Source organism: Pseudomonas sp. ASL8 (assembly GCF_056680355.1).
On sequence record NZ_CM155278.1, the window covers coordinates 314,322 to 336,639 of the forward strand.

Below are 22,318 nucleotides of genomic sequence, written 5' to 3' on the forward strand. Positions count from 1 at the left end.
GCTGATTTTCTTCACCGCAGTCTTCCCGTCCGTAGGGATCCAAAACCCCCGGAGTGTGGCACGCAAAAACAAAAAAGCCCGCCAAATGGCGGGCCTGATCTTGTTACACGACGATACCGTCAGAGCGGTTTGCCGCGATTACCGTGCTGGCTAACAAAGGCCTGTATGGCTTTAAGGTCATTGGGCAGAACGGTGCACTTCTCTTTTCGCTCAAACAAATCAGCCAAATGCGCAGGCAGCTCAAGGGCTTTTCCTACACCGGCTTTCTCCACTGCATCCGGGAACTTGACCGGATGCGCGGTCCCCAGAATCACCATCGGCGTATCCAGACTGCGACGGCAATCGCGGGCAGCCTTGACCCCAATGGCGGTGTGCGGATCAAGCACTTCGCCCGTCTGCGCGAACACTTCGGCGATGGTTTCGCAGGTCTGCTCGTCGCTGACTGCCAGGGAATCGAACAGCTTGCGGGTTTCGGTCCAGCGGTCTTCATCGACGCTAAACGTACCGGTCTGCTTGAAGGTGTCCATCAAGCCAGCGATGGCTGCGCCATTGCGCCCGTGCATATCGAACAGCAAACGCTCGAAGTTCGACGACACCATGATGTCCATGGACGGCGACAAGGTCGCGTGCAGGGTTTCCTTGGAGTACTGATTGCCACTCATGAAGCGGTGCAGGATGTCATTGCGGTTGGTGGCGACGATCAACTGGCTGATCGGCAAGCCCATGTTGCGTGCCAGGTAACCGGCGAAAATATCGCCGAAGTTACCGGTTGGAACCGAGAACGCCACCGAACGTGCCGGCCCACCGAGCTGCAGGGCCGCATGAAAGTAGTACACGATCTGGGCCATGATCCGTGCCCAGTTGATCGAGTTGACCGCAACCAGACGCGTGCCCTTGAGGAAGTCCTGATCGGCGAAGCTGTCTTTGACCATCTCCTGGCAGTCATCGAAGTTACCTTCGACGGCGATGTTGTGGATGTTCTCGCCGAAGATGGTAGTCATCTGCCGACGCTGAACTTCCGAGACACGATTGTTCGGATGCAGGATGAAGATGTCGACGTTGTCGCAACGACGGCAACCTTCAATGGCAGCCGAGCCGGTATCACCGGAGGTCGCGCCCAGAATCACTACGCGCTCGCCACGCTTGGCCAACACATAATCGAGCAGACGCCCGAGCAGTTGCAGGGCGAAGTCCTTGAAGGCCAGGGTCGGACCATGGAACAACTCAAGCACCCACTCATTGCCATTCAACGGGCGCAGCGGGGCAATACCGCTGTGGGCGAAGACGCCCCCCTCTCCTGACGAATAGGTTTCTTCCAGAATCTTTTTGAAATCGGCGTCCGGGATGCTGCCGGTGACGAAGGGGCGCATGACCCGAAACGCCAGCTCGTGATACGGCAGACCCGCCCAGGAGGCGATTTCTTCCTGGGTAAAGCGCGGCAGGTTTTCCGGCACATACAGGCCGCCATCACTGGCAAGGCCTGCGAGCAGCACGTCTTCGAAATTCAGGGCTGGCGCTTGGCCGCGGGTACTGATGTAACGCATGATTGTTCCTCTCTAAAACAAGAGCTGCTTGATTCGATAGCCGCGGTTAGTTCAGCTGTTCAACACGAATACGCACCACGCTGCCAACCACATCCTGCAAGGCTTCAAGGGCTGTGATCGCGTCGTTCATACGCTGTTCGAGCACGCTGTGGGTCAGCAGAATCATTGGCACCAGACCGTCGTGTTCTTCGACTTCTTTCTGCATGATCGATTCGATGTTGATCCCGCGCTCGGACAGAATGCTCGCCACCTGCGCCAAAACGCCCGGGTGATCCTTGGCCTGAATCCGCAGGTAGTAAGCACTTTCGCAGGCTTCGATCGGCAGAATCGGGTGATCGGACAACGAGTCTGGCTGGAAGGCCAGGTGCGGTACACGGTTCTCTGGATCCGAGGTCATGGCGCGAACCACGTCGACCAGATCGGCAACCACTGAGGAAGCGGTAGGCTCCATGCCTGCACCCGCGCCGTAGAACAGGGTCGAACCCGCGGCATCACCATTGACCATCACCGCGTTCATCACGCCATTGACGTTGGCGATCAGGCGGTCAGACGGGATCAAGGTCGGGTGAACCCGCAGCTCGATGCCCGCAGCCGTGCGACGTGCCACGCCCAGGTGTTTGATGCGGTAGCCCAACGCTTCGGCGTAGTTCACGTCGGCGGTGGTCAGCTTGGTGATGCCTTCGGTGTAGGCCTTGTCGAACTGCAGCGGAATGCCAAAGGCAATCGACGCCAGAATGGTCAGCTTATGCGCGGCGTCGATACCTTCGACGTCGAAAGTCGGATCGGCTTCGGCGTAACCCAGAGCCTGGGCTTCGGCCAGCACGTCAGCAAAGGTGCGGCCCTTTTCGCGCATTTCGGTGAGGATGAAGTTGCCGGTGCCGTTGATGATCCCGGCGACCCAGTTGATGCGGTTGGCTGACAAGCCTTCACGGATCGCCTTGATCACTGGAATGCCACCAGCAACAGCGGCTTCGAACGCAACGATCACGCCCTTCTCGCGGGCTTTGGCGAAGATTTCATTACCGTGCACGGCGATCAGTGCCTTGTTGGCAGTGACGACATGCTTGCCGTTCTCGATGGCCAGCAGGACCAGATCACGCGCAATGGTGTAGCCGCCAATCAGTTCGATGACAATATCGATTTCAGGGTTGGTCGCGACGGCAAAGACGTCGTGGGTAATGGGGGTACCGGTAATCTGGCAGAGGGGATTTGGCGTACGCATGGCAATTTGCGCTACTTCGATTTCACGGCCGGCGCGGCGGGAAATCTCCTCGGCGTTACGCTGAAGTACGTTGAAGGTACCGCCACCGACAGTACCCAGCCCACAGATGCCTACTTTGACCGGTTTCACTATGAAGTCCCCATAAAACGGCCGACGCGAGGCCGGCCGTGGAAAACAGCCACCTGCCATGAGGTGGCTCGCTATTTAATAAAGCGACGGTAAACCCGCGGCTCCATGATCGTCAAAAGCTAACCCTGGCGAAGCAGGATTATTGGGTGCCCAATGCCAGCTTGGCCACTTGCTTGGCCGGCTGATAGCCCGGAATCACCTGGCCGTCCGCCAGCACGATGGCTGGCGTGCCATTGACACCAATCGATTGGCCTATGGCAAATTGCTTCGACACGGGATTGGCGCATTTCGGTGCTTCGATATTCTTGCCGGTGACCATGCGGTCCATGGCGCCTTTGCGGTCCTTGGAGCACCAGACCGCCTGCAGTTGCTCATCGCCCGGCGAGCCCAGGCCCTGACGCGGGAAGGCAACGTAGCGCACTTCAATCCCCAGACGGTTCAGCTCGGGGACTTCAGCGTGCAGCTTGTGGCAATACGGGCACGTGGTATCCGTGAACACGGTGATGTGCGATTTGGTTTCGCCGATGGCCGGGTAGACCACCATGTCACCGGCAGGAATGCCGTTGATGGTTTTCGAGATAGCCAGGCGTTCGGTCTTCTCGGTCAGGTTGACCGGTTTACCGTCCTTGATCTGGAACAGATAACCCTGCATCACGAACTGGCCGTCAGCGCTGGCATACAGCACACGACCACCCTTGAGTTTGACTTCGTACAAACCGCTCAGCGGGCTGCTGGCAATACTGTCGACTGGCAGCTCGAGCTGCAGCGTTTCAAGGGCCTTGCGGATGGCTTTATCGGCGGCATCATCCGCCTGAGCGAACATACTGAGCGTACTGGCCAGCGCAATAACTGCGGCGGCGAAAATCCGGGTCACGCGCATGGAGACTCCTTGAACGGTGGACAGATGGGCGCTGCTGAAAACGGCGGTCATGGAGGACCGAAGGCGTTTTAGTGCTGCCCAATTTTCGAAACCGGCAAAGCCTATCACATAAGGGCTGTCAGGCCGACTGAGAGTGACGCAGGACACCTCTCGGGCAGGCCTGCAACATCAGCCACGAGGGTGATGTTTTGCATGTATTTCCTGCAATCTTGCGCGCGCTACATGAGTGTATATCTGCGTCGTGGACAAATCACTGTGCCCCAACAGCATCTGCACCACACGCAGGTCAGCACCGTGGTTGAGCAGGTGGGTAGCGAAAGCGTGGCGCAAGGTATGCGGCGAAAGGGACTTGCCGATTCCGGCGACCTTGGCCTGGTGCTTGATGCGATGCCAGAACGTCTGACGAGTCATCTGCTCACCGCGCAGACTCGGGAACAGCACGTCACTGGGCCGTCCGTTCAGCAGCTCCCACCGGGCATCACGCAGGTAGCGTTCGATCCAGACAATCGCCTCCTCCCCCATGGGCACCAGTCGTTCCTTGCTGCCCTTGCCCATGACCCGCACGACGCCCTGCCGCAAGTTGACTTGTTCAAGGGTCAAACTGATCAGTTCAGTGACGCGCAAGCCGCAGGCGTACAGCACCTCAAGCATCGCCCGGTCACGCTGACCAATGGCCTCGCCAAGATCCGGCGCGGCCAACAGCGCTTCGACGTCGGCTTCGGACAATGACTTGGGTAAGGGCCTGCCCAGTTGCGGCATGTCCACTTGCAGGGTCGGGTCAACCTGGATCAGTTTTTCCCGCAGCAAAAACCGATAAAACCCACGCAGGCCGGACAGAAAGCGCGCCGTCGAACGGGGCTTGTACGCTTTGTCCAGGCGCCAGGCCAGGTGATCGAGAATCAGCTCTCGACCCGCGCTACTCAATTCAACGCCTTGCTCCTGCAACCAGCCATTGAACAAAGCCAGATCACTGCGATAGGCCTCGCGGGTGTTATCCGACAGGCCTTTCTCCAGCCATAACGCGTCGAGAAAACGGTCAATCAGCGGGTGGTCGATAGCGGGCATGTTATTCGGGACTTCTGCAATAAAGGCGGTGACAGTGTTCCACACCGGGTCATGGCGCGGCGAGCATTGCCTGAAAGAGATTAAAAACCGGGCAACAAAAAAGCAGCCCTTAGGCTGCTTTTTTTTGCATCGGAAAGACTGAACTTAAGACAGTTTTTCTTTGATGCGAGCTGCTTTACCGGACAGGTCACGCAGGTAGTACAGTTTGGCTTTGCGAACGTCACCGCGACGTTTCACAGCCATGCTGTCGATTTGCGGGCTGTAAGTCTGGAAAGTACGCTCTACGCCAACACCGTTGGAGATTTTACGAACAGTGAAAGCACTGTTCACACCACGGTTACGCTTGGCAATCACAACGCCTTCGAACGCTTGCAGACGCGAACGGTCGCCTTCCTTCACTTTCACCTGAACGACAATAGTGTCGCCCGGGGCAAAGGGAGGGATCTCTTTAGTCATCTGCTCAGCTTCGAGTTGCAGAATGATTTTGTTAGTCATGCTGTGCTCCTAAGGTAGATCATCAGGATCTACCATCGATACGTTAACTATCGTCCCGCTCGCGGAGATACTCCGCCAGCAGCTTCTTCTCTTCTCCAGAAAGCGAGCGGCTTTCCAGAAGATCGGCGCGTCGTTCATAGGTCCGCCCAAGGGACTGCTGTAAACGCCAACGCCGGATGTGCGCGTGATTGCCACTTAGCAACACGTCGGGAACACGCTGATCCGCATACACCTCCGGTCGGGTGTAATGCGGGCAATCCAGCAGACCATCCGTGAAGGAATCTTCCTCCGCGGAGTCCGCATGCCCTAAAGCTCCAGGCAGCAGCCGCGTAACCGCGTCTATCAGGACCATCGCCGGCAGCTCGCCACCGGAAAGTACATAGTCACCAATCGACCACTCTTCATCGACATGAGCTTCAATGAAACGCTCGTCAATGCCTTCATAACGACCTGCGATGAGGATAAATGCTTCCCCTTGCGCCAGTTCGCGTACCGCCGACTGAGTCAGTTGGCGGCCTTGTGGCGACAGGTAAATAACCTTCGCCGCATCCCCTGCTGCCTGCCTGGCCTGAACCAAAGCGTCTTCAAGGGGCTTGATCTTCATCACCATGCCCGGACCACCGCCAAATGGGCGATCATCCACAGTGTGATGTCGATCTGTGGTGTAGTCCCGCGGATTCCAACAAGTCAGCTGTAAAAGCCCTTGTTTCACCGCACGGCTGGTAATGCCGTAGTCGCTGATGGCGGAAAACATCTCGGGGAACAGACTGATCACTTCTACGCGTAGGCTAGCCATGTCGCTTAGAAGTCCGCATCCCAATCCACCTTCATCTCGCCAGCACCCAGGTCGACTGCCAACACGCATTGCTCTGTATAGGGCAACAAGCGTTCGCGATCATCCAGACTGCCTGCACAAGGCTTGACCACCATTACATCGTTCGAGCCAGTTTCCAGAAGGTGATCGATTTTCCCGAGCAATTGCCCAAGGTGGTCGATGACCTTAAGACCTTCCAGCTGGTACCAGTAGTACTCGCCGTCGGTCAGATCAGGGAACAGGTTGCGCGGCACGCAGACCTCAAAACCGGACAGAAGACGAGCTTCCTCACGGTCATCGAGACCTTTGAGCTTTACGACCAGGAACTTGTTTTGCAAGCGTCCGCTGACCAGCTCTACCTGTCGCACATCGCCTTCGCGCCGAAGCGTCCAGGTTTTGTAATCCAACAGGTTTCCAATCGGATCAGTAAAGGAATACACCTTCACTTCGCCGCGAACGCCATGAATAGAATAAATCTTGCCGATAACGATCAAATCTTCGGCTACTGCAGGCGTCGCGTTCATATTGCTCAGGCCGCAGCCTTAGCATTTTCCTTCAACAACTGAGCAACACGCTCAGAAGGTTGTGCACCAACGCTCAACCAGTAAGTCACGCGTTCTTCGTTCACGGACAAACGGACTTCTTGACCACGGGCAACCGGGTTGAAGAAACCAACTTGTTCTTTGTGTGAACCGTCGCGCGGGTTGCGGCTGTCGGTCACGGTGAGGTGGTAAAACGGGCGCTTTTTGGAGCCGCCAAGGGCGAGACGGATGGTTAGCATGTGGACATCGTTCCTGTAGTCGGTGCTGCAAATCTTAAGATGCACAGCGGGCATAGGTGCCCGAAAGGCCGCATATTCTAAGGAATATCCGGACATTTGCAAATGTCTTTTTCCGGCGCCTATCGGCATGCCATCCAGATCTGCTATGGAGCCGCTGCGAACAGCGGCTTATCAACCCTGCAAAAAGCAGGGTTACTGGAGGTCACCCTCCGTGTGGGGATGCGCGAAAAGAGTCTCCCGCGCGACGCAATCACATCTTCGGCATGCCGCCGCCGGGCAACATTCCGCCCATGCCGCGCATCATTTTTGCCATACCGCCTTTGGCGGAGAATTTCTTCATCATCTTCTGCATCTGCTTGTGCTGCTTGATCAGACGCCCGATATCCTGCACCTGAGTACCTGAACCCATGGAGATCCGGCGCTTGCGCGAGCCGCTGATCAGGTCCGGGTCACGGCGCTCGGCCGGGGTCATCGAGTTGATGATGGCTTCCATCTGCTTGAACTGCTTTTCAGCGGCGCTCTGAGCATTGCCCATCTGCGCCAGATTCACCCCACCAATGTTCGGCAGCTTGTCCATGAGCCCGCCGAGGCCGCCCATGCTTTTCATTTGTTGCAACTGATCGCGAAAGTCTTCGAGGTCGAAGCCTTTGCCCTTCTTCAGTTTTTTCGCCAGTTTATCGGCTTTGTCTTTGTCGAGAGTCTGTTCGGCCTGCTCGATCAGGCTGAGCACATCGCCCATACCAAGGATGCGCGAGGCGATCCGGTCCGGGTGAAACGGTTCGAGGGCGTCGCTTTTCTCGCCCATACCGATGAACTTGATCGGTTTGCCGGTGATCGCACGCACCGACAGCGCCGCACCGCCACGAGCATCACCGTCGACTTTGGTGAGGATCACACCGGTCAATGGCAACGCATCGCCAAAGGCCTTGGCGGTGTTGGCAGCATCCTGGCCCGTCATGGCGTCAACCACGAACAGCGTCTCAGCCGGTTTGGTTGCAGCATGCAACGCCTGGATCTCGCCCATCATCTCGACATCGATGTGCAAGCGACCGGCGGTATCGACGATCACCACGTCGATGAATTTGAGCGTGGCCTCTTTAATGGCCGCCAGCGCAATCTCTACCGGCTTCTGGCTGATATCGGACGGAAAGAACGTCACGCCGATGTCGTTGGCCAGGGTTTCCAGCTGCTTGATGGCCGCAGGACGATAAACGTCCACCGAGACCACCATCACGCTTTTCTTTCTGCGTTCTTTTAGAAAGCGCGCCAGCTTGCCGGCGGTGGTGGTTTTACCCGCGCCCTGCAAGCCCGCCATCAAGACGACGGCCGGTGGCGTGACGTTGAGGACCAGATCTTCGTTGGCCGCCCCCATCAACTCTTCGAGCTCGGCCTGGACGATCTTCACGAACGCCTGGCCCGGCGTCAGGCTGCGCGACACCTCGGTACCGACAGCGCGGTCCTTGACCTTATTGACGAAGTCTTTAACCACCGGCAATGCAACGTCGGCTTCAAGCAAAGCCATGCGCACTTCACGCAGGGTATCTTTGATGTTGTCCTCGGTCAGCTTCGCCTTGCCGGTAACATGGCGTAGCGTCTGCGAGAGGCGGTCTGTAAGGTTTTCAAACATGCGCGATCCTTTCAGGCTCTAGTTGAACCCCGGTTGGTGCGGTCCGGCTCGTGGTGGCCCGCTGTTGAAAACAACGGCTAAAAATAGTGTTCGACGAGCCTGCGACTTGAGCAGGTGACGGATTATAGCGAAGACTCTGCTGGACGGACACCATCGAGTCTGCTTCTGTAGTCTTTCGTGAAATGTCGGTTCTATGCCAAACTCAGCGCCTTTCGGGCTTGCCTAACAGGATTTATGCTTCCCTTGTCACCCAGCTTGCTTCCCAGTCTCGCCGCCGCCTGCTTGTATGCCGCTGCGACCCTTTATCAAAGCATCCGCCTGCGCCAAGGTGCAAAGGTGGATAAACGTCTACTTTGCCTGCTCGGCGGCTTCGCTGTAATCGCTCACGGGCTCAGTCTTTACACCCAGCTGATTACACCCGTTGGCCTGGGCCTGGACTTTTTCAGTGCCGCGAGCCTGATTGCAGTCGCGGTCATTGCCCTGACCATGCTCGCCTGTGCGCGAATACCGGTGGAGAATCTGCTGGTGCTGCTGCTCCCCCTCGGGCTGGCGACGGTACTGCTTGCACAGTTCGCGCCTACCGGCACGGTACAGCCCATCGATGAAGCGCCGGGCATTCTGGCCCACATCCTGCTGTCGATCCTGGCATACGGCATGTTCACCATCGCGGTGTTTCAGGCCTTGCTGGTACTGGTGCAAGATCACCAGCTCAAGCACAAACGCCCGTCTGGACTGATCAAGAACTTCCCGCCACTGCAAACCATGGAAAGCCTGCTGTTCGGTTTTCTCTGGGCCGGATGGGGCCTGCTCTCGCTGTCACTGATCTCGGGCTGGTTGTTTGTCGAAAACCTGTTCGCCCAGCATTTGGTGCACAAAACACTCCTCGCCTGCCTGGCCTGGGTGGTTTTCAGCGTGCTGCTGTGGGGGCGTAACCGTCTCGGCTGGCGTGGGCACAAGGCAATTCGCTGGACTCTGGGCGGTTTCTGCCTGCTGATGCTGGCGTATTTCGGCAGCAAGCTGGTACGCGAATTCATTCTGCACATCTGACGGGCGCTGATCATGGATAACCTGCCCATCGGCCCGATGTTTGGTGTATTGGCCCTGCTGATTCTTTGGTCCGGCCTGCTCACTGCGGTCGACGCCGCACACCAGTACCTCAAGGCTGCGCGTCCGAACGGCCGCGCCACTGACACCGCCACGCCAAAGCTGGCGTTTGAGCTGGGCAGCCTGATCCTGAGCAACACCCTGATCAAAGTGCTGATCACCATCATCAGCATGCTGCTGGCGCTGCACTTCTGGAACAACAACGGCCCGACGCTGGCATGGATAGGCGTCAGCAGTGCGTTGTTGATTTTTGCCGAGTTCATCCCCCGCACCCTGGCTGCACGTTACCCTGAAGCCATTTTGATCCTGGGCAACAGCCTCCTGCGCCTGCCCATGACGCTGCTCTTTCCCTTGGCCTGGCTGTTCTCCGCCATCGCCTGCACGCTGCTGCGACCGTTCGGCATTGCCGCCAAGCCGAAAGCCCGTAAAAAAGATACCGACGTACCGCTGGCAGTCTTGCTCCATGACAGCGAGCAGGATCAACGGCCTGGCCGTTCGCATATGCTATCGGGCATTCACGCGCTGGACAGCATTACCGTGAACGACATTCTGGTGCCGCGTAGCGAAGTCGACGGCATCAATCTGGATGACCCGATCCAGCGCATCATCGAACAACTGATCATCTCCCGCCACACGCGGCTGCCGGTGTATCACAACGATATCAACCAGGTAGAAGGCGTCGTCAATACACGCCAGATCAGCCATTTGCTGCCGCGGGCGCAGCTGACCAAGGACGACTTGATAGCGGCCTGCTACGAACCCTATTTCGTCCCCGAAAGCACCCCGTTGCAACTGCAACTGCTGAATTTTCACAAGCAACAGCGCCGCTTGGGCGTGGTCGTCGACGAGTACGGCGAAGTGCTTGGCATTGTCAGCCTGGAAGACATCCTCGAAGAAATCGTCGGTGAGTTTGAAAACGAACAAAGCTTCGACAATCCGCATATCCACCCGCAAGCCGACGGCCGCCTGGTGATTGATGGCACTGCGTCTATTCGCGAATTGAATAAAAGTCTCGGCTGGCACCTGCCTTCCGATGGCCCGAAAACCCTCAATGGCCTGGTCACCGAAGCACTGGAAACCATTCCAGACAGCTCGGTGTGCCTGAAGATCGGTCCGTACCGCCTGGAAATTCTCGAAACCGAAGACAATCGGGTCACCCGAGTCCTGATGTGGCAGAACAGCAGCACCCGCGCCGTCGCTTAAGCGCTTGCCGGTCGTGCCGGCTGCTCGCCGCCCAGGCCGAAACAAGCGCCACTCGCTGGACCTCGGCGACATCATAAAAACAAAAATCCAACAGGGACATTCGGATGACCAATAGCACCACTGTCGACAACGACGCCGTAGTGACCAAACCGGCCAACTCAGCCCGGCGCGTGGCCGTTGCCAGCTTCATTGGCACCGCCATCGAGTTCTACGATTTTTACGTGTACGCCACGGCGGCCGCTCTGGTCATCGGCCCGGTATTCTTCCCACAGACGTCAGGCACCGCACAAATGATGTCGGCGTTCCTGACCTTCGGCATCGCCTTTCTTGCGCGGCCGCTGGGCTCGGCTTTGTTCGGCCATTTTGGCGACCGCGTCGGCCGCAAATCGACATTGGTGGCCTCGCTCTTGCTGATGGGCATCTGCACCACCCTGATCGGCGTGCTGCCAGGCTATGCGACGATTGGCGCCTGGGCCCCGATTCTGTTGTGCGTGCTGCGCTTCGGCCAAGGACTGGGGCTAGGCGGCGAATGGGGCGGAGCGGCATTGCTCGCTACCGAAAACGCACCCAAGGGCAAGCGCGCCTGGTTTGGCATGTTCCCGCAGTTGGGCCCATCGATCGGGTTCCTGGCGGCCAACGGCTTGTTCCTGACCCTGGCCATGACGTTGAACGACGAACAGTTCCGCTCCTGGGGCTGGCGCATTCCGTTTTTGCTCAGCGCGCTACTGGTGATGGTTGGCCTGTACGTCCGACTCAAGCTTGAAGAAACGCCGGTGTTCGCCAAGGCCATCGCACGGCATGAACGGGTCAAGATGCCATTGGTCGAGCTGCTCAGCCAATACTGGCGTCCGATGCTGCTGGGCGCGGCGTCGATGGTGGTCTGCTACGCACTGTTCTACATCTCGACCGTGTTCTCCCTGAGCTATGGCGTAACGACGCTCGGCTACAGCCGCGAAACATTCCTCGGACTGCTGTGCTTCGCCGTGCTGTTCATGGCAGCAGCCACACCATTGGCGGCCTGGGCCAGCGACCGTTTCGGGCGCAAACCGGTGCTGATCATTGGCGGTGTGCTGGCGATCCTGTCCGGCTTCACCATGGAACCCTTGCTGACTTACGGCACTACGTGGGCCGTTGCGCTGTTCCTGTGCATCGAGTTGTTCTTGATGGGCGTGACCTTCGCGCCGATGGGCGCCCTGCTACCCGAGCTGTTTCCGACGCGCGTGCGTTATACCGGCGCCTCTGCGGCGTACAACCTGGGCGGTATCGTGGGGGCGTCAGTGGCGCCCTTCTTCGCCCAGAAACTGGTGGCGATGGGCGGCTTGAGCTGGGTCGGCGGGTATGTGTCGGCAGCAGCCTTGCTCAGCTTGATCGCTGTGCTGTGCCTGAAAGAGACGCGGGAAAACGATCTGGACCGAATTGCCTGACGCACCGCGTCAGGCAATTCGCAGTTGCAGTTATAGCTGAACCTTCACCGCTTTGGACGCACGCGTCGCTTTGGCGCGGGCGGCTTCGATGGTCTCGTCGCGAGCCAGGGCTACACCCATGCGCCGCTGACCATTGACTTCCGGCTTGCCGAACAGGCGCAGCGCGGTGTCGGGTTCGCTCAAGGCTGCACCCAGGTTGGCGAAACTGGTTTGCGTGGACTTGCCTTCCACCAGAATCACTGCCGAAGCCGAGGGTCCGAACTGACGGATCAAGGGGATCGGCAGGCCGAGGATCGCCCGCGCATGCAGCGCGAACTGCGACAGATCCTGAGAGATCAGGGTTACCAGGCCCGTGTCATGCGGACGCGGCGAGACTTCGCTGAACCAGACCTGATCGCCCTTGATGAACAACTCGACGCCAAACAAGCCACGGCCACCCAAGGCCTCGGTCACGGCGCGTGCAACCCGCTCGGACTCAGCCAAAGCAACCGGGCTCATGACCTGCGGCTGCCAGGATTCCTGATAGTCGCCCTTCTCCTGACGATGCCCGACCGGCGCGCAGAAGGTAGTGCCGCCAATATGGCGCACGGTCAGCAGGGTGATTTCATAATCGAAATCGATGAACCCCTCGATGATCACCCGACCTTTACCGGCACGGCCACCTTCCTGAGCGTAATCCCAGGCAGCTTGCACGTCGCCTGTGCTTTTGAGCAGGCTCTGGCCTTTACCCGACGAGCTCATCACTGGCTTGACCACGCACGGGAAACCGAGGTTTTCAACCGCCTGACGGTAGTCTTCAAAGGTGTCTGCGAAGTGATACGGCGAAGTCGGCAGATCCAGCTCTTCAGCGGCCAGACGACGAATGCCTTCGCGGTTCATCGTCAACAGAGCAGCCCGGGCAGTCGGGATCACGGTGAAACCTTCGGACTCCAGCTCGACCAGGGTCGCGGTCGCAATGGCTTCGATTTCCGGGACGATGTAATGCGGCTTCTCGGCCTCGATCACTGCGCGCAAGGCTGCGCCATCGAGCATGTTGATCACATGACTACGATGCGCGACCTGCATGGCCGGCGCGTTGGCGTAACGGTCAACAGCGATCACTTCGACGCCCAGGCGTTGCAGTTCGATCACCACTTCCTTGCCAAGCTCGCCGCAACCGCAGAGCAATACGCGCGTCGCGGTAGGCGACAGTGGCGTTCCGATTTGAGTCATCTCAGGTCCTCGTGGAGCAGATCATCGAGTCAGTCCGCCATTGGTGGGCGACTCATGGGGAGAAGAAAGGCGCGCAATTTACCACGAAGCCGATCACTTGGGCCCCGTCCCGAAAAAGCGAGGCGCCAGAATCAAAGGGTGGTTTTCACACCCACCGTCCACAGCATGCCACTGTCCCGCGCTCGCTCATGGCAGCGCCCAAGCACCACACGGCGCTCTGCGTTATCCATGCGACTCCAACGGGTGATTTCCTCAACGGTGCGCTGGCAGCCCAGGCAGATGTCTGCCTCGTCCAGCGCGCAAATATTCACACACGGCGAAGCAACCGGTCGCTCGACGCTCATCAGTCTTCCTGCGGGGCCAGATCACGCGCATAGCGCTGGGCGTTGTGCACGTAATGCGCAGCGCTGGCTTCGAGCATTTTTTTCTGCGCGTCAGTCAGTTCACGTACCACTTTGCCAGGCGAACCCATGACCAGCGAGCCGTCGGGGATTTCCTTGCCCTCGCCAATCAGCGAGTTGGCGCCGATGATGCAATAGTTGCCGATCTTCGCACCGTTAAGGATGACCGAGTTGATGCCGATCAGGCTGCAATCGCCCACGGTGCAACCATGCAGCATGACGTTATGGCCAATGGTGACATTTTTGCCGATGGTCAAAGGCGACCCCATGTCGGTGTGCATCACGGTGCCGTCTTGTACGTTGCTGTTCTCACCGATATGGATCAGCTCGTTGTCGCCACGCAATACGGCGCCAAACCAAACGCTGGCACCGGCTTCGAGCTTGACCTTGCCAATCAGGGTGGCAGTAGGCGCAACCCAGCTTTGCGGATGAGTCTCGACATGGGAGTCCCCCAAGCGATATTTCATAGTGTTTTCCTCATGGCGCGCCGGCCGGGGGTAAGTATCAAATATTGATGAAACGCTCAGGCGGTTTGTGCAGGCTGATGTCGGCGTCGTACAGGACATTGACCAGCTCGACGATCATGATCGCTGTCAGGCCCCAGATCTTGAATTCACCGAAACGATAGCTGGGCACATACCAACTGCGACCCTGGTAATCGATACGGTGAGTGTGCTCACGCGGGTCTTCGCGAAAGAACGCCAGCGGCACGCTGAAGACAGCTGCAATCTCGGCATCGTTGGCCTGGTATTCGACGAAGTCGGGAATGATGCCGACGTAAGGCGTGACCCTGATTCCGTGCAAAGAGATCAACGGACTGAGCGGGCCGATCACCTCGACCAGACCTGGCGGCAGACCGATTTCTTCCTCGGCCTCACGCAAGGCCGTAAAAATCAGGTCCGGGTCTTCAGGGTCACGTCGCCCACCAGGGAAGGCGACTTCGCCGCCATGGGTCGACAGCCCGCTGGCGCGCAGGGTCAGAATCAACTCTGGCTCATCACTCCGGGTGATGGGCACTAGGACAGCGGCCTCGGGGAAACGTCGATCCGTTTCCAGAGTACGCGGCGTATGACTGCTTACACGGCGAAGTAGCTCGTCCAGCATGGGAAATCTCGATCTGTTGCCTACCTGGCATAATGCACCAAAGCGGCGATGCGCCCAACCCCTTGTAGGACAACCCGGCAACTGATTGGACCTGCTTGTGCAGGCTCAGCTTGCCGACCCCGGTGCGGCACGCCAAGATAGCGGCTGATTTCAGGAATCGACGTTCAGTATGAAATTCTGCAGCCAGTGCGGCAACCCGGTCGTTCAGCGCATCCCCGAGGGCGATAGCCGCTTACGTTACGTCTGCGAGCGTTGCCAGACCGTCCATTATCAGAACCCTAATATCGTCGCCGGGTGCCTGCCGATCTGGGGCACGCAGGTGCTTCTATGCCGTCGCGCCATCGAGCCGCGCATGGGGTACTGGACCTTACCGGCCGGTTTCATGGAAAACGGGGAAACGGTCGAACAGGCCGCCCGCCGCGAAACGGTGGAAGAAGCCTGCGCCACGCTGCGCAACCTGAGCCTGTACATGCTGGTCGATGTGCCGCACATCAGTCAGGTTCACGTGTTTTATCGCGCCGAGCTGGTAGATCTGGAATTTGCTGCCGGGGTCGAGAGCCTGGAGGTGCGGCTTTTCGACGAGGCAGACATTCCATGGTCAGAACTGGCTTTCATGACGGTAAAGCGTACCTTAGAATGCTTCTTTGCCGACCGGATCCAGCAGGTTTACCCAGTGCGAACTGAGTCCCTGACACCGTCGCAGCAGATAAAAAAGACCTAGTTACTCCGCCGGTAGCGCGTGTAGCGCTACCCATACATTGCTCAGGGATACCGTTTCGATGCGTTGGTTGCTTGCCCTTTTGTGTAGTTGCGTCGTTCCGCTGTCTCAAGCTGCATTCACCGAAACCAGACTGCCCAAGGGCAGTGAACAGAAGTTCATCGGTGGAACAGTCATCAACACGCAGAGCATCGCTGCTAAAAGCATCGATAAAGTACTGATCCTGAAGTCTGCACATCAACTGCAGTTGATCAGCGAAGGCGAGCCACTCAAGACCTACCGCATCTCGCTGGGCAAAGTACCCAAGGGGCAAAAGCTTCGAGAAGGCGACAAACGCACCCCGGAAGGTCTCTACTGGCTGGACTGGCGCAAGGTCAGCGACAGTTACAACCTGTCGATGCATATCTCCTACCCGAATATCAGCGACTCGGCGCGCGCCCGACGCGAAGGCGTCAACCCGGGCGGCATGATCATGATCCACGGTACGCCGGTCAACGATGATTACCCGGAGTGGTATTTCCAGACCCTGGACTGGACCGACGGCTGCATCGCCATGAGAAACACCGACATGCGCGAGCTCTGGGACCTGGTCAAAGACGGCACCATGGTCGAAATCCGCCCCTGATCATTTTTAATCAGCACAGTTTCCTCTCTGGTCCCACCCGACTCAGCACCCCGCCATTCCTGTAGGCACTTTCTGCGATAAGGCCGGAAAGGCCTTCCTGCGCGCCCAGATCAGACACCACCCGGCCTTTACGACCGCTTCAATGCCCCGCCGATTATCTGGGTCTGGAAGCGTGTGGGCGCTTGCAAACCGGGAGCAGGGCTGATTGCGTGATGGTTGATCGTTCCCGGAGTTTGCGTGCTGCCACCTGAGCAACGTCACCCGCACCCACTCAGCGAGAACAGCGCCATGCATCGCAATAAGGAGCAATACCATGCACCAGCACCTGATCAAAGGCTTACAGAGGCTGGGCCGCGCCTTGATGCTGCCCATCGCCATCTTGCCGATTGCCGGCCTGCTGCTGCGCCTGGGTGATACCGACCTGCTGAACATCGCGATCTTGCACGCAGCGGGCAGCACGATTTTCGCCAATCTGGCGCTCATCTTCGCCATTGGCATCGCCGTCGGTTTCGCCCGCGACAACAACGGCACCGCTGGGCTGGCGGGCGCTATCGGCTATCTGGTGATGATCTCCACGCTCCAGGTGCTTGATCCGAAGATCGACATGGGCGTGCTCGCGGGGATCATCAGCGGCTTGATGGGCGGCGCGCTGTACAACCGATTCAGTGACATCAAACTCCCTGAGTACCTGGCTTTTTTTGCTGGACGACGGTTTGTGCCCATCGCCACCGGGCTGATAGCGGTCGGTCTGGGGCTGATATTTGGCCTGATTTGGCCGCCCTTGCAGGACGGCATCAACAGCCTCGGCAAGCTGATGCTGGAAAGCGGCAGCGTCGGCGCGTTTGCCTTTGGTGTGCTGAACCGCATCCTGGTCGTCACCGGCCTGCATCACATCCTGAACAATCTGGTGTGGTTCGTGTTTGGCACCTTTACCGACCCGGACACAGGGCGCAGGGTGACGGGTGATCTGGCGCGCTATTTCGCTGGCGACCCCGACGCCGGGCAGTTCATGGCCGGCATGTTCCCCATGATGATGTTCGGCCTGCCTGCGGCGTGCCTGGCAATGTACCGCAACGCCCTCGCCAGCCAACGCAAACTGATTGGCGGGGTTCTACTGTGCATGGCGCTGACCTCGTTTTTGACCGGGGTTACCGAGCCCGTGGAGTTCACCTTCATGTTTCTCGCACCCTTGCTGTACCTGATCCATGCAGTACTGACAGGCCTGTCGATGGCGCTGACGAACCTGCTCGACATTCACCTGGGCTTTACCTTCTCTGGCGGCGCGATCGATATGGTGCTGGGCTGGGGTGAGTCCACCAACGGCTGGATGATTTTCCCGCTGGGACTGGCCTATGCCGTCGTGTACTACGTGGCATTCGACTACTGCATCCGGCACTTCCACCTGAAAACACCGGGCCGCGAACAGTCACCGAGCAACGAAACCGGCGCGGCGATGGAGGACAAGCAGGGGCGTGGCGCTGGATGGCCAAGGCTTGAGTAAACTCGCAGGGGGTGTTTGACATGTACTGATCGACAGCCGTGCTCAAGGGTTGAGCGAGGCGTTGCGGCCGATGCGGGGGAAAGGGTGAGAAATTAAAGCAGGACCGCTTTGTACTCCATCGCAGACAAGTCAGTGCCTGTGGCTTGTCGGCCAGAGGCAACATAACGCTGGTGCGGCTGATTCAGAAATCCGCCAGCTTCCATACTTCGTAGGCTGGCATTTCATAGGGATGGCTCTGCTTTAGAGCCATCACTGCCTGAGCGATCAAATCGTCGGCCACTACCAGCTCCACCTTCCATTCCTCCACCTGCTCGATCTCGCCCGCCTGCCCGATGAACGGCTGACTGCCGTCCAACGGGCGAAACTGGCCTTGACCCAGCACCTGCCATGAGCAGTTGTCGTAAGCCCCGATTCGCCCGGCACCTGCGGCGAATACGGCACTCTTGACCACCTCTACATGGCTCGGCGGAACGAAAAAGCTGAGCTTGTACATGGCTCGACCTTTGTCTCTATCAGTTCACCCATACCCGCGCATTACGGAACATGCGCATCCAGGCACCGTCTTCATCCCACTCTTCCGGACACCAGGAGTTCTGCACGGCACGGAACACACGCTCAGGGTGCGGCATCATGATGGTGACACGGCCGTCACGGCTGGTGAGACCCGTAATCCCGCGCGGCGAACCGTTCGGGTTGGCAGGGTAGGTTTCGGTGACCTTGCCATGGTTGTCGACAAACCGCATCGCTACGCATCCGGACACATCAGCTTCAAGCAACGCGTCTTCGTTGCGGAATTCAGCCAGACCCTCACCGTGAGCAATGGCGATCGGCATACGCGAACCGGCCATACCCTGGAGGAAGATCGACGCTGATTCCTGAACCTGAACCATCGCTACCCGTGCTTCGAACTGCTCGGAGCGGTTGCGCACGAAGTGAGGCCAGAACTCGCTGCCTGGAACCAGCTCGCGAAGGTTGGACAACATCTGGCAACCGTTACACACGCCAAGGGTGAAGCTGTCCTGACGCTCGAAGAAGCTCTGGAAAGCATCCCGTGCGCGACTGTTGAACAGGGCCGACTTGGCCCAGCCTTCGCCCGCGCCGAGCACATCGCCGTAGGAGAAACCACCGCAGGCCACCAGACCTTTGAACTCATTCAGATCAACGCTACCAGCGAGAATATCGCTCATGTGCACGTCGATGGCGTTGAAGCCGGCGCGATCGAACGCCGCCGCCATCTCGACCTGACCGTTGACGCCCTGCTCACGCAGAACCGCCACTTGCGGACGAATGCCTTTCTTGATGTACGGCGCGCTGATGTTTTCGTTCACATCGAAGCCCAGCTTGACGCTCAGGCCAGGGTTGTCTTCTTCAAGCAATACGTCGAACTCTTGTTCGGCGCATTCGACGTTGTCACGCAGACGCTGGATTTGATAACTGGTTTCGGCCCACTGACGTTGCAGCGAACGACGTTGACCGGCAAACACCGAATCACCGTTGAAGCTGACCGCCACTTCATCGTTGTTCACCGGCTGACCGATGACCGCGACGCAATCCTGAAGCCCGGCCGCGCTGAACTGTGCAAGCACCTCCGGCGTATCATCCTGGTGAACCTGAATCACTGCGCCCAGCTCTTCGTTGAACAGGATGGCTGCCAGTTCGGCGGAAGTTTCCGCCAGGCTGTCGAGGTACAGGTTCAAACCGCAGTGGCCGGCGAAGGCCATTTCCAGAGTGGTGACCAACAGGCCGCCGTCGGAACGGTCGTGATAAGCCAGCAAGAGGCCGTCAGCATTCAGGCCCTGGATCACGGCGAAGAACGCTTTAAGGTCTTCAGCATCGTCCACGTCGGGTGCAACACGACCCAGCTTGCCGTGAACCTGGGCCAGAATCGAGGCGCCCATGCGGTTCTGACCGCGGCCCAGATCGATCAGGATCAGGTCGGTTTCGCCCTTGTCCATGCGTAGTTCTGGGGTCAGGGTCTGGCGGATGTCGACCACCGGGGCAAAGCCGGTCACGATCAACGACAGCGGCGACGTCACGCTCTTCTCGGTGCCCTCATCGCGCCACTGGGTTTTCATGGACATCGAGTCCTTGCCCACCGGGATGGTGATACCCAGCTCAGGACACAGCTCCATGCCGACCGCTTTCACGGTGTCATACAAACGGGCATCTTCGCCGGGGTGACCGGCAGCGGACATCCAGTTGGCCGACAGTTTGATGTCGGAAATTTTCGCAATGCGCGAAGCAACGATGTTGGTCAGGGTTTCGCCAATCGCCATGCGCCCGGACGCCGGAGCATCCAGCAGCGCCAGCGGCGTACGCTCGCCCATGGCCATGGCTTCACCGGTGTTCACATCGAAACTGGTCGCCGTCACTGCACAGTCGGCAACGGGCACTTGCCACGGACCCACCATTTGATCACGAGCGACCAGACCAGTGATGGTCCGGTCGCCGATGGTGATCAGGAAGCTTTTGCTGGCGACGGCCGGGTGATGCAAAACGCGCTGCACACACTCGTCGATATCGAGGGTGCTCGGGTCGAAATCATCGCCCAGCTCGCTTTCGCGAGTCGCCGAACGGTGCATGCGCGGCGCCTTGCCCAGCAGCACTTCCAGCGGCATGTCCACCGGGCTGTTGCCGAAGTGGCTGTCGGTCACCGTCAGTTGCGGCTCGGCAGTGGCTTCACCGACGACGGCAAACGGGCAACGCTCACGTTCGCAAATGGCTTTGAAGCGCTGGAAATCCGCAGCGCCAACCGCCATCACATAACGTTCCTGCGATTCGTTACTCCAGATTTCCAGCGGGGCCATGCCCGGCTCGTCATTTGGAATGTTGCGCAGCTCGAAACGACCGCCACGTCCGCCATCGTTGACCAGTTCCGGGAAGGCGTTGGACAGACCGCCCGCGCCGACGTCATGGATGAAGCTGATCGGGTTTTGATCGCCCAACTGCCAGCAACGGTCGATCACTTCCTGACAGCGACGCTCCATTTCAGGGTTTTCACGCTGAACCGAAGCAAAATCCAGATCCGCCGAGCTGGTGCCGGTCGCCATCGACGACGCTGCACCGCCACCCAGACCGATCAACATAGCCGGACCGCCGAGCACGATCAGTTTGGAGCCGACAGTGATCTCGGCTTTCTGCACGTGTTCGTCACGGATGTTGCCCATACCGCCAGCCAGCATGATCGGCTTGTGGTAACCACGGACTTCATCACCGTGCGGGGTGCTGATCGATTGTTCGAAGGTGCGGAAGTAACCGGTCAGGGCCGGACGTCCAAATTCGTTGTTGAACGCCGCGCCGCCCAGCGGGCCTTCAAGCATGATATCCAGCGCAGTTACGATGCGCTCGGGTTTGCCGTACGGCACTTCCCACGGCTGTTCAAAACCGGGAATCAGCAGGTTCGACACGGTAAAACCGGTCAGGCCGGCTTTTGGCTTGGCGCCGCGACCGGTTGCACCCTCGTCACGAATCTCGCCGCCGGAGCCGGTAGAGGCGCCCGGGAACGGAGCAATCGCGGTTGGGTGGTTGTGGGTCTCGACCTTCATCAAGATGTGCACCGGCTCCTGCACCGCGCCGTACTGACGGGTTTCAGGGTTCGGGAAGAAACGCCCCGCCACCGGGCCCGCGATGACTGCGGCGTTGTCCTTGTAGGCAGAGAGGACACCTTCGCCATGCATCTGGAAGGTGTTCTTGATCATGCCGAACAGGCTTTTTTCCTGATTCTGGCCGTCGATATCCCAGCTGGCATTGAAGATTTTGTGGCGGCAATGCTCAGAGTTGGCCTGGGCGAACATCATCAGCTCGATGTCGTGAGGATTGCGCCCCAGTGTCTCGAAGCTGGTCACCAAGTAATCGATTTCATCATCGGCCAGGGCCAGGCCCAGCTCGACGTTGGCTTTTTCCAGCGCGACGCGACCGCCACCCAGCACATCGATGGCCGTCAGCGGCTTGGGTTCGGCATGGCGGAACAGACCGGCGGCCTGTTCCAGCGTGCCCAACACCAGCTGCGTCATGCGGTCATGCAGAGCGCCAGCAATCAGCTCGGCTTCGACGTCGCTGAACTGGCCTTCTACATAGAAAGCGATACCGCGCTCAAGGCGCTGAATTTTTGCCAGACCGCAGTTGCGGGCAATATCGCTGGCCTTGCTCGACCAGGGTGAAATAGTGCCAAAACGCGGCAACACCAGGAACAGTCGACCGGCCGGCTCTTGAACCGGCACACTCGGGCCGTATTTCAGAAGGCGGGCAAGGACCTGCTGTTCTTCATCGGTCAGAACGCCAGTGACCTCAGCGAAGTGGGCGAATTCAGCGTACAAGCCACTGACAGCTGAAACTTTTTGTTTCAGTTGCTCAAGTAATTTGCTGTGGCGGAAGGCAGAAAGGGCAGGAGCACCGCGCAGGATCAACATCTTCGGGACAGCCTCGGGAAGGGGTGTGCTTTGAGGCCGTACATTCTAGCCTAAACCGCC

At 58.7% G+C, this 22,318-nt stretch carries 20 protein-coding genes and 1 pseudogene; 6 read left to right on the top strand and 15 right to left on the bottom strand.

The genetic code is table 11. The features are described 5' to 3' along the window. Positions 1-119: 119 nt before the first annotated feature. From thrC to ffh, 9 genes are all read right to left on the bottom strand, one after another. Entirely contained in the window at positions 120-1,544 is a 1,425-nt protein-coding gene (thrC, locus tag AC1MEA_RS01465) for a threonine synthase (RefSeq protein ID WP_219061165.1), read from the bottom strand. Between the two features lie 46 nt (positions 1,545-1,590). After that, entirely contained in the window at positions 1,591-2,895 is a 1,305-nt protein-coding gene (locus AC1MEA_RS01470; RefSeq protein WP_449632955.1) for a homoserine dehydrogenase, read from the bottom strand. A gap of 139 nt (positions 2,896-3,034) precedes the next feature. Next, positions 3,035-3,775: a DsbC family protein gene (locus AC1MEA_RS01475; RefSeq protein ID WP_449632956.1), complete on the bottom strand. Its 741-nt coding sequence runs from the start codon at positions 3,773-3,775 to the stop codon at positions 3,035-3,037. A 168-nt stretch (positions 3,776-3,943) separates the two neighbouring features. Next, a complete protein-coding gene (gene xerD / locus AC1MEA_RS01480; protein ID WP_480916430.1) occupies positions 3,944-4,840 on the bottom strand; it encodes a site-specific tyrosine recombinase XerD in 897 nt (298 codons plus the stop codon). Between the two features lie 144 nt (positions 4,841-4,984). Continuing rightward, complete coding sequence (rplS, locus tag AC1MEA_RS01485; protein ID WP_219061161.1) at positions 4,985-5,335, bottom strand: 50S ribosomal protein L19; 351 nt, start codon at positions 5,333-5,335, stop codon at positions 4,985-4,987. Positions 5,336-5,378: 43 nt separating this feature from the next. Continuing rightward, positions 5,379-6,131, bottom strand: a complete 753-nt coding sequence (trmD, locus tag AC1MEA_RS01490; RefSeq protein WP_219061160.1) for a tRNA (guanosine(37)-N1)-methyltransferase TrmD — start codon at positions 6,129-6,131, stop codon at positions 5,379-5,381. A gap of 5 nt (positions 6,132-6,136) precedes the next feature. Beyond that, positions 6,137-6,673, bottom strand: coding sequence for a ribosome maturation factor RimM (gene rimM / locus AC1MEA_RS01495; protein ID WP_219061159.1), 537 nt, complete (start codon positions 6,671-6,673; stop codon positions 6,137-6,139). Between the two features lie 5 nt (positions 6,674-6,678). After that, positions 6,679-6,930 (bottom strand): 30S ribosomal protein S16, encoded by a 252-nt coding sequence (rpsP, locus tag AC1MEA_RS01500; RefSeq protein WP_219061317.1) that lies wholly within the window; start codon positions 6,928-6,930, stop codon positions 6,679-6,681. Between the two features lie 250 nt (positions 6,931-7,180). Next, entirely contained in the window at positions 7,181-8,557 is a 1,377-nt protein-coding gene (gene ffh, locus AC1MEA_RS01505; RefSeq protein WP_219061158.1) for a signal recognition particle protein, read from the bottom strand. Between the two features lie 234 nt (positions 8,558-8,791). On the opposite strand from ffh, the gene AC1MEA_RS01510 reads away from it, so the two are divergent. The 3 genes from AC1MEA_RS01510 to AC1MEA_RS01520 all read left to right on the top strand — a co-directional run bounded on the left by AC1MEA_RS01510 (position 8,792) and on the right by AC1MEA_RS01520 (position 12,288). After that, positions 8,792-9,604 carry a cytochrome C assembly family protein gene (locus tag AC1MEA_RS01510; protein WP_219061157.1) on the top strand — a complete coding sequence of 271 codons (813 nt, stop codon included), beginning with the start codon at positions 8,792-8,794 and terminating at the stop codon, positions 9,602-9,604. Positions 9,605-9,616: 12 nt separating this feature from the next. Further along, complete coding sequence (locus AC1MEA_RS01515; RefSeq protein WP_480916431.1) at positions 9,617-10,864, top strand: HlyC/CorC family transporter; 1,248 nt, start codon at positions 9,617-9,619, stop codon at positions 10,862-10,864. Between the two features lie 104 nt (positions 10,865-10,968). Further along, on the top strand, positions 10,969-12,288 hold the full coding sequence (locus tag AC1MEA_RS01520; RefSeq protein ID WP_449632959.1) for an MFS transporter: 1,320 nt from the start codon (positions 10,969-10,971) through the stop codon (positions 12,286-12,288). Positions 12,289-12,318: 30 nt separating this feature from the next. Here AC1MEA_RS01520 and purT read toward each other — a convergent pair whose 3' ends face one another. From purT to AC1MEA_RS01540, 4 genes are all read right to left on the bottom strand, one after another. Beyond that, on the bottom strand, positions 12,319-13,500 hold the full coding sequence (gene purT, locus AC1MEA_RS01525; protein WP_219061155.1) for a formate-dependent phosphoribosylglycinamide formyltransferase: 1,182 nt from the start codon (positions 13,498-13,500) through the stop codon (positions 12,319-12,321). Positions 13,501-13,631: 131 nt separating this feature from the next. Beyond that, positions 13,632-13,847, bottom strand: a complete 216-nt coding sequence (locus AC1MEA_RS01530) for a DUF1289 domain-containing protein (RefSeq protein ID WP_219061316.1) — start codon at positions 13,845-13,847, stop codon at positions 13,632-13,634. Then, complete coding sequence (locus AC1MEA_RS01535) at positions 13,844-14,368, bottom strand: gamma carbonic anhydrase family protein (RefSeq protein ID WP_480916432.1); 525 nt, start codon at positions 14,366-14,368, stop codon at positions 13,844-13,846. Before AC1MEA_RS01535 ends, AC1MEA_RS01530 begins: the two co-directional genes overlap by 4 nt. 37 nt (positions 14,369-14,405) lie before the next feature. After that, positions 14,406-15,005 (bottom strand): CoA pyrophosphatase, encoded by a 600-nt coding sequence (locus AC1MEA_RS01540; protein ID WP_219061153.1) that lies wholly within the window; start codon positions 15,003-15,005, stop codon positions 14,406-14,408. Positions 15,006-15,174: 169 nt separating this feature from the next. Here AC1MEA_RS01540 and AC1MEA_RS01545 point away from each other — a divergent pair, with 169 nt between their 5' ends. The 3 genes and pseudogenes from AC1MEA_RS01545 to AC1MEA_RS01555 form a co-directional block, all read left to right on the top strand. Continuing rightward, positions 15,175-15,726, top strand: a complete 552-nt coding sequence (locus tag AC1MEA_RS01545; RefSeq protein WP_219061152.1) for an NUDIX hydrolase — start codon at positions 15,175-15,177, stop codon at positions 15,724-15,726. A 58-nt stretch (positions 15,727-15,784) separates the two neighbouring features. Continuing rightward, on the top strand, positions 15,785-16,348 hold the full coding sequence (locus tag AC1MEA_RS01550) for a L,D-transpeptidase family protein (protein WP_480916433.1): 564 nt from the start codon (positions 15,785-15,787) through the stop codon (positions 16,346-16,348). A 313-nt stretch (positions 16,349-16,661) separates the two neighbouring features. After that, positions 16,662-17,795: pseudogene (locus tag AC1MEA_RS01555) on the top strand (PTS transporter subunit EIIC); the annotation flags it as partial. A gap of 235 nt (positions 17,796-18,030) precedes the next feature. Here the strand turns inward: AC1MEA_RS01555 and AC1MEA_RS01560 are convergent. Further along, positions 18,031-18,342, bottom strand: coding sequence for an NGG1p interacting factor NIF3 (locus AC1MEA_RS01560; RefSeq protein ID WP_480916434.1), 312 nt, complete (start codon positions 18,340-18,342; stop codon positions 18,031-18,033). A gap of 19 nt (positions 18,343-18,361) precedes the next feature. After that, complete coding sequence (gene purL, locus AC1MEA_RS01565; protein WP_480916435.1) at positions 18,362-22,258, bottom strand: phosphoribosylformylglycinamidine synthase; 3,897 nt, start codon at positions 22,256-22,258, stop codon at positions 18,362-18,364. Positions 22,259-22,318: the final 60 nt, after the last annotated feature.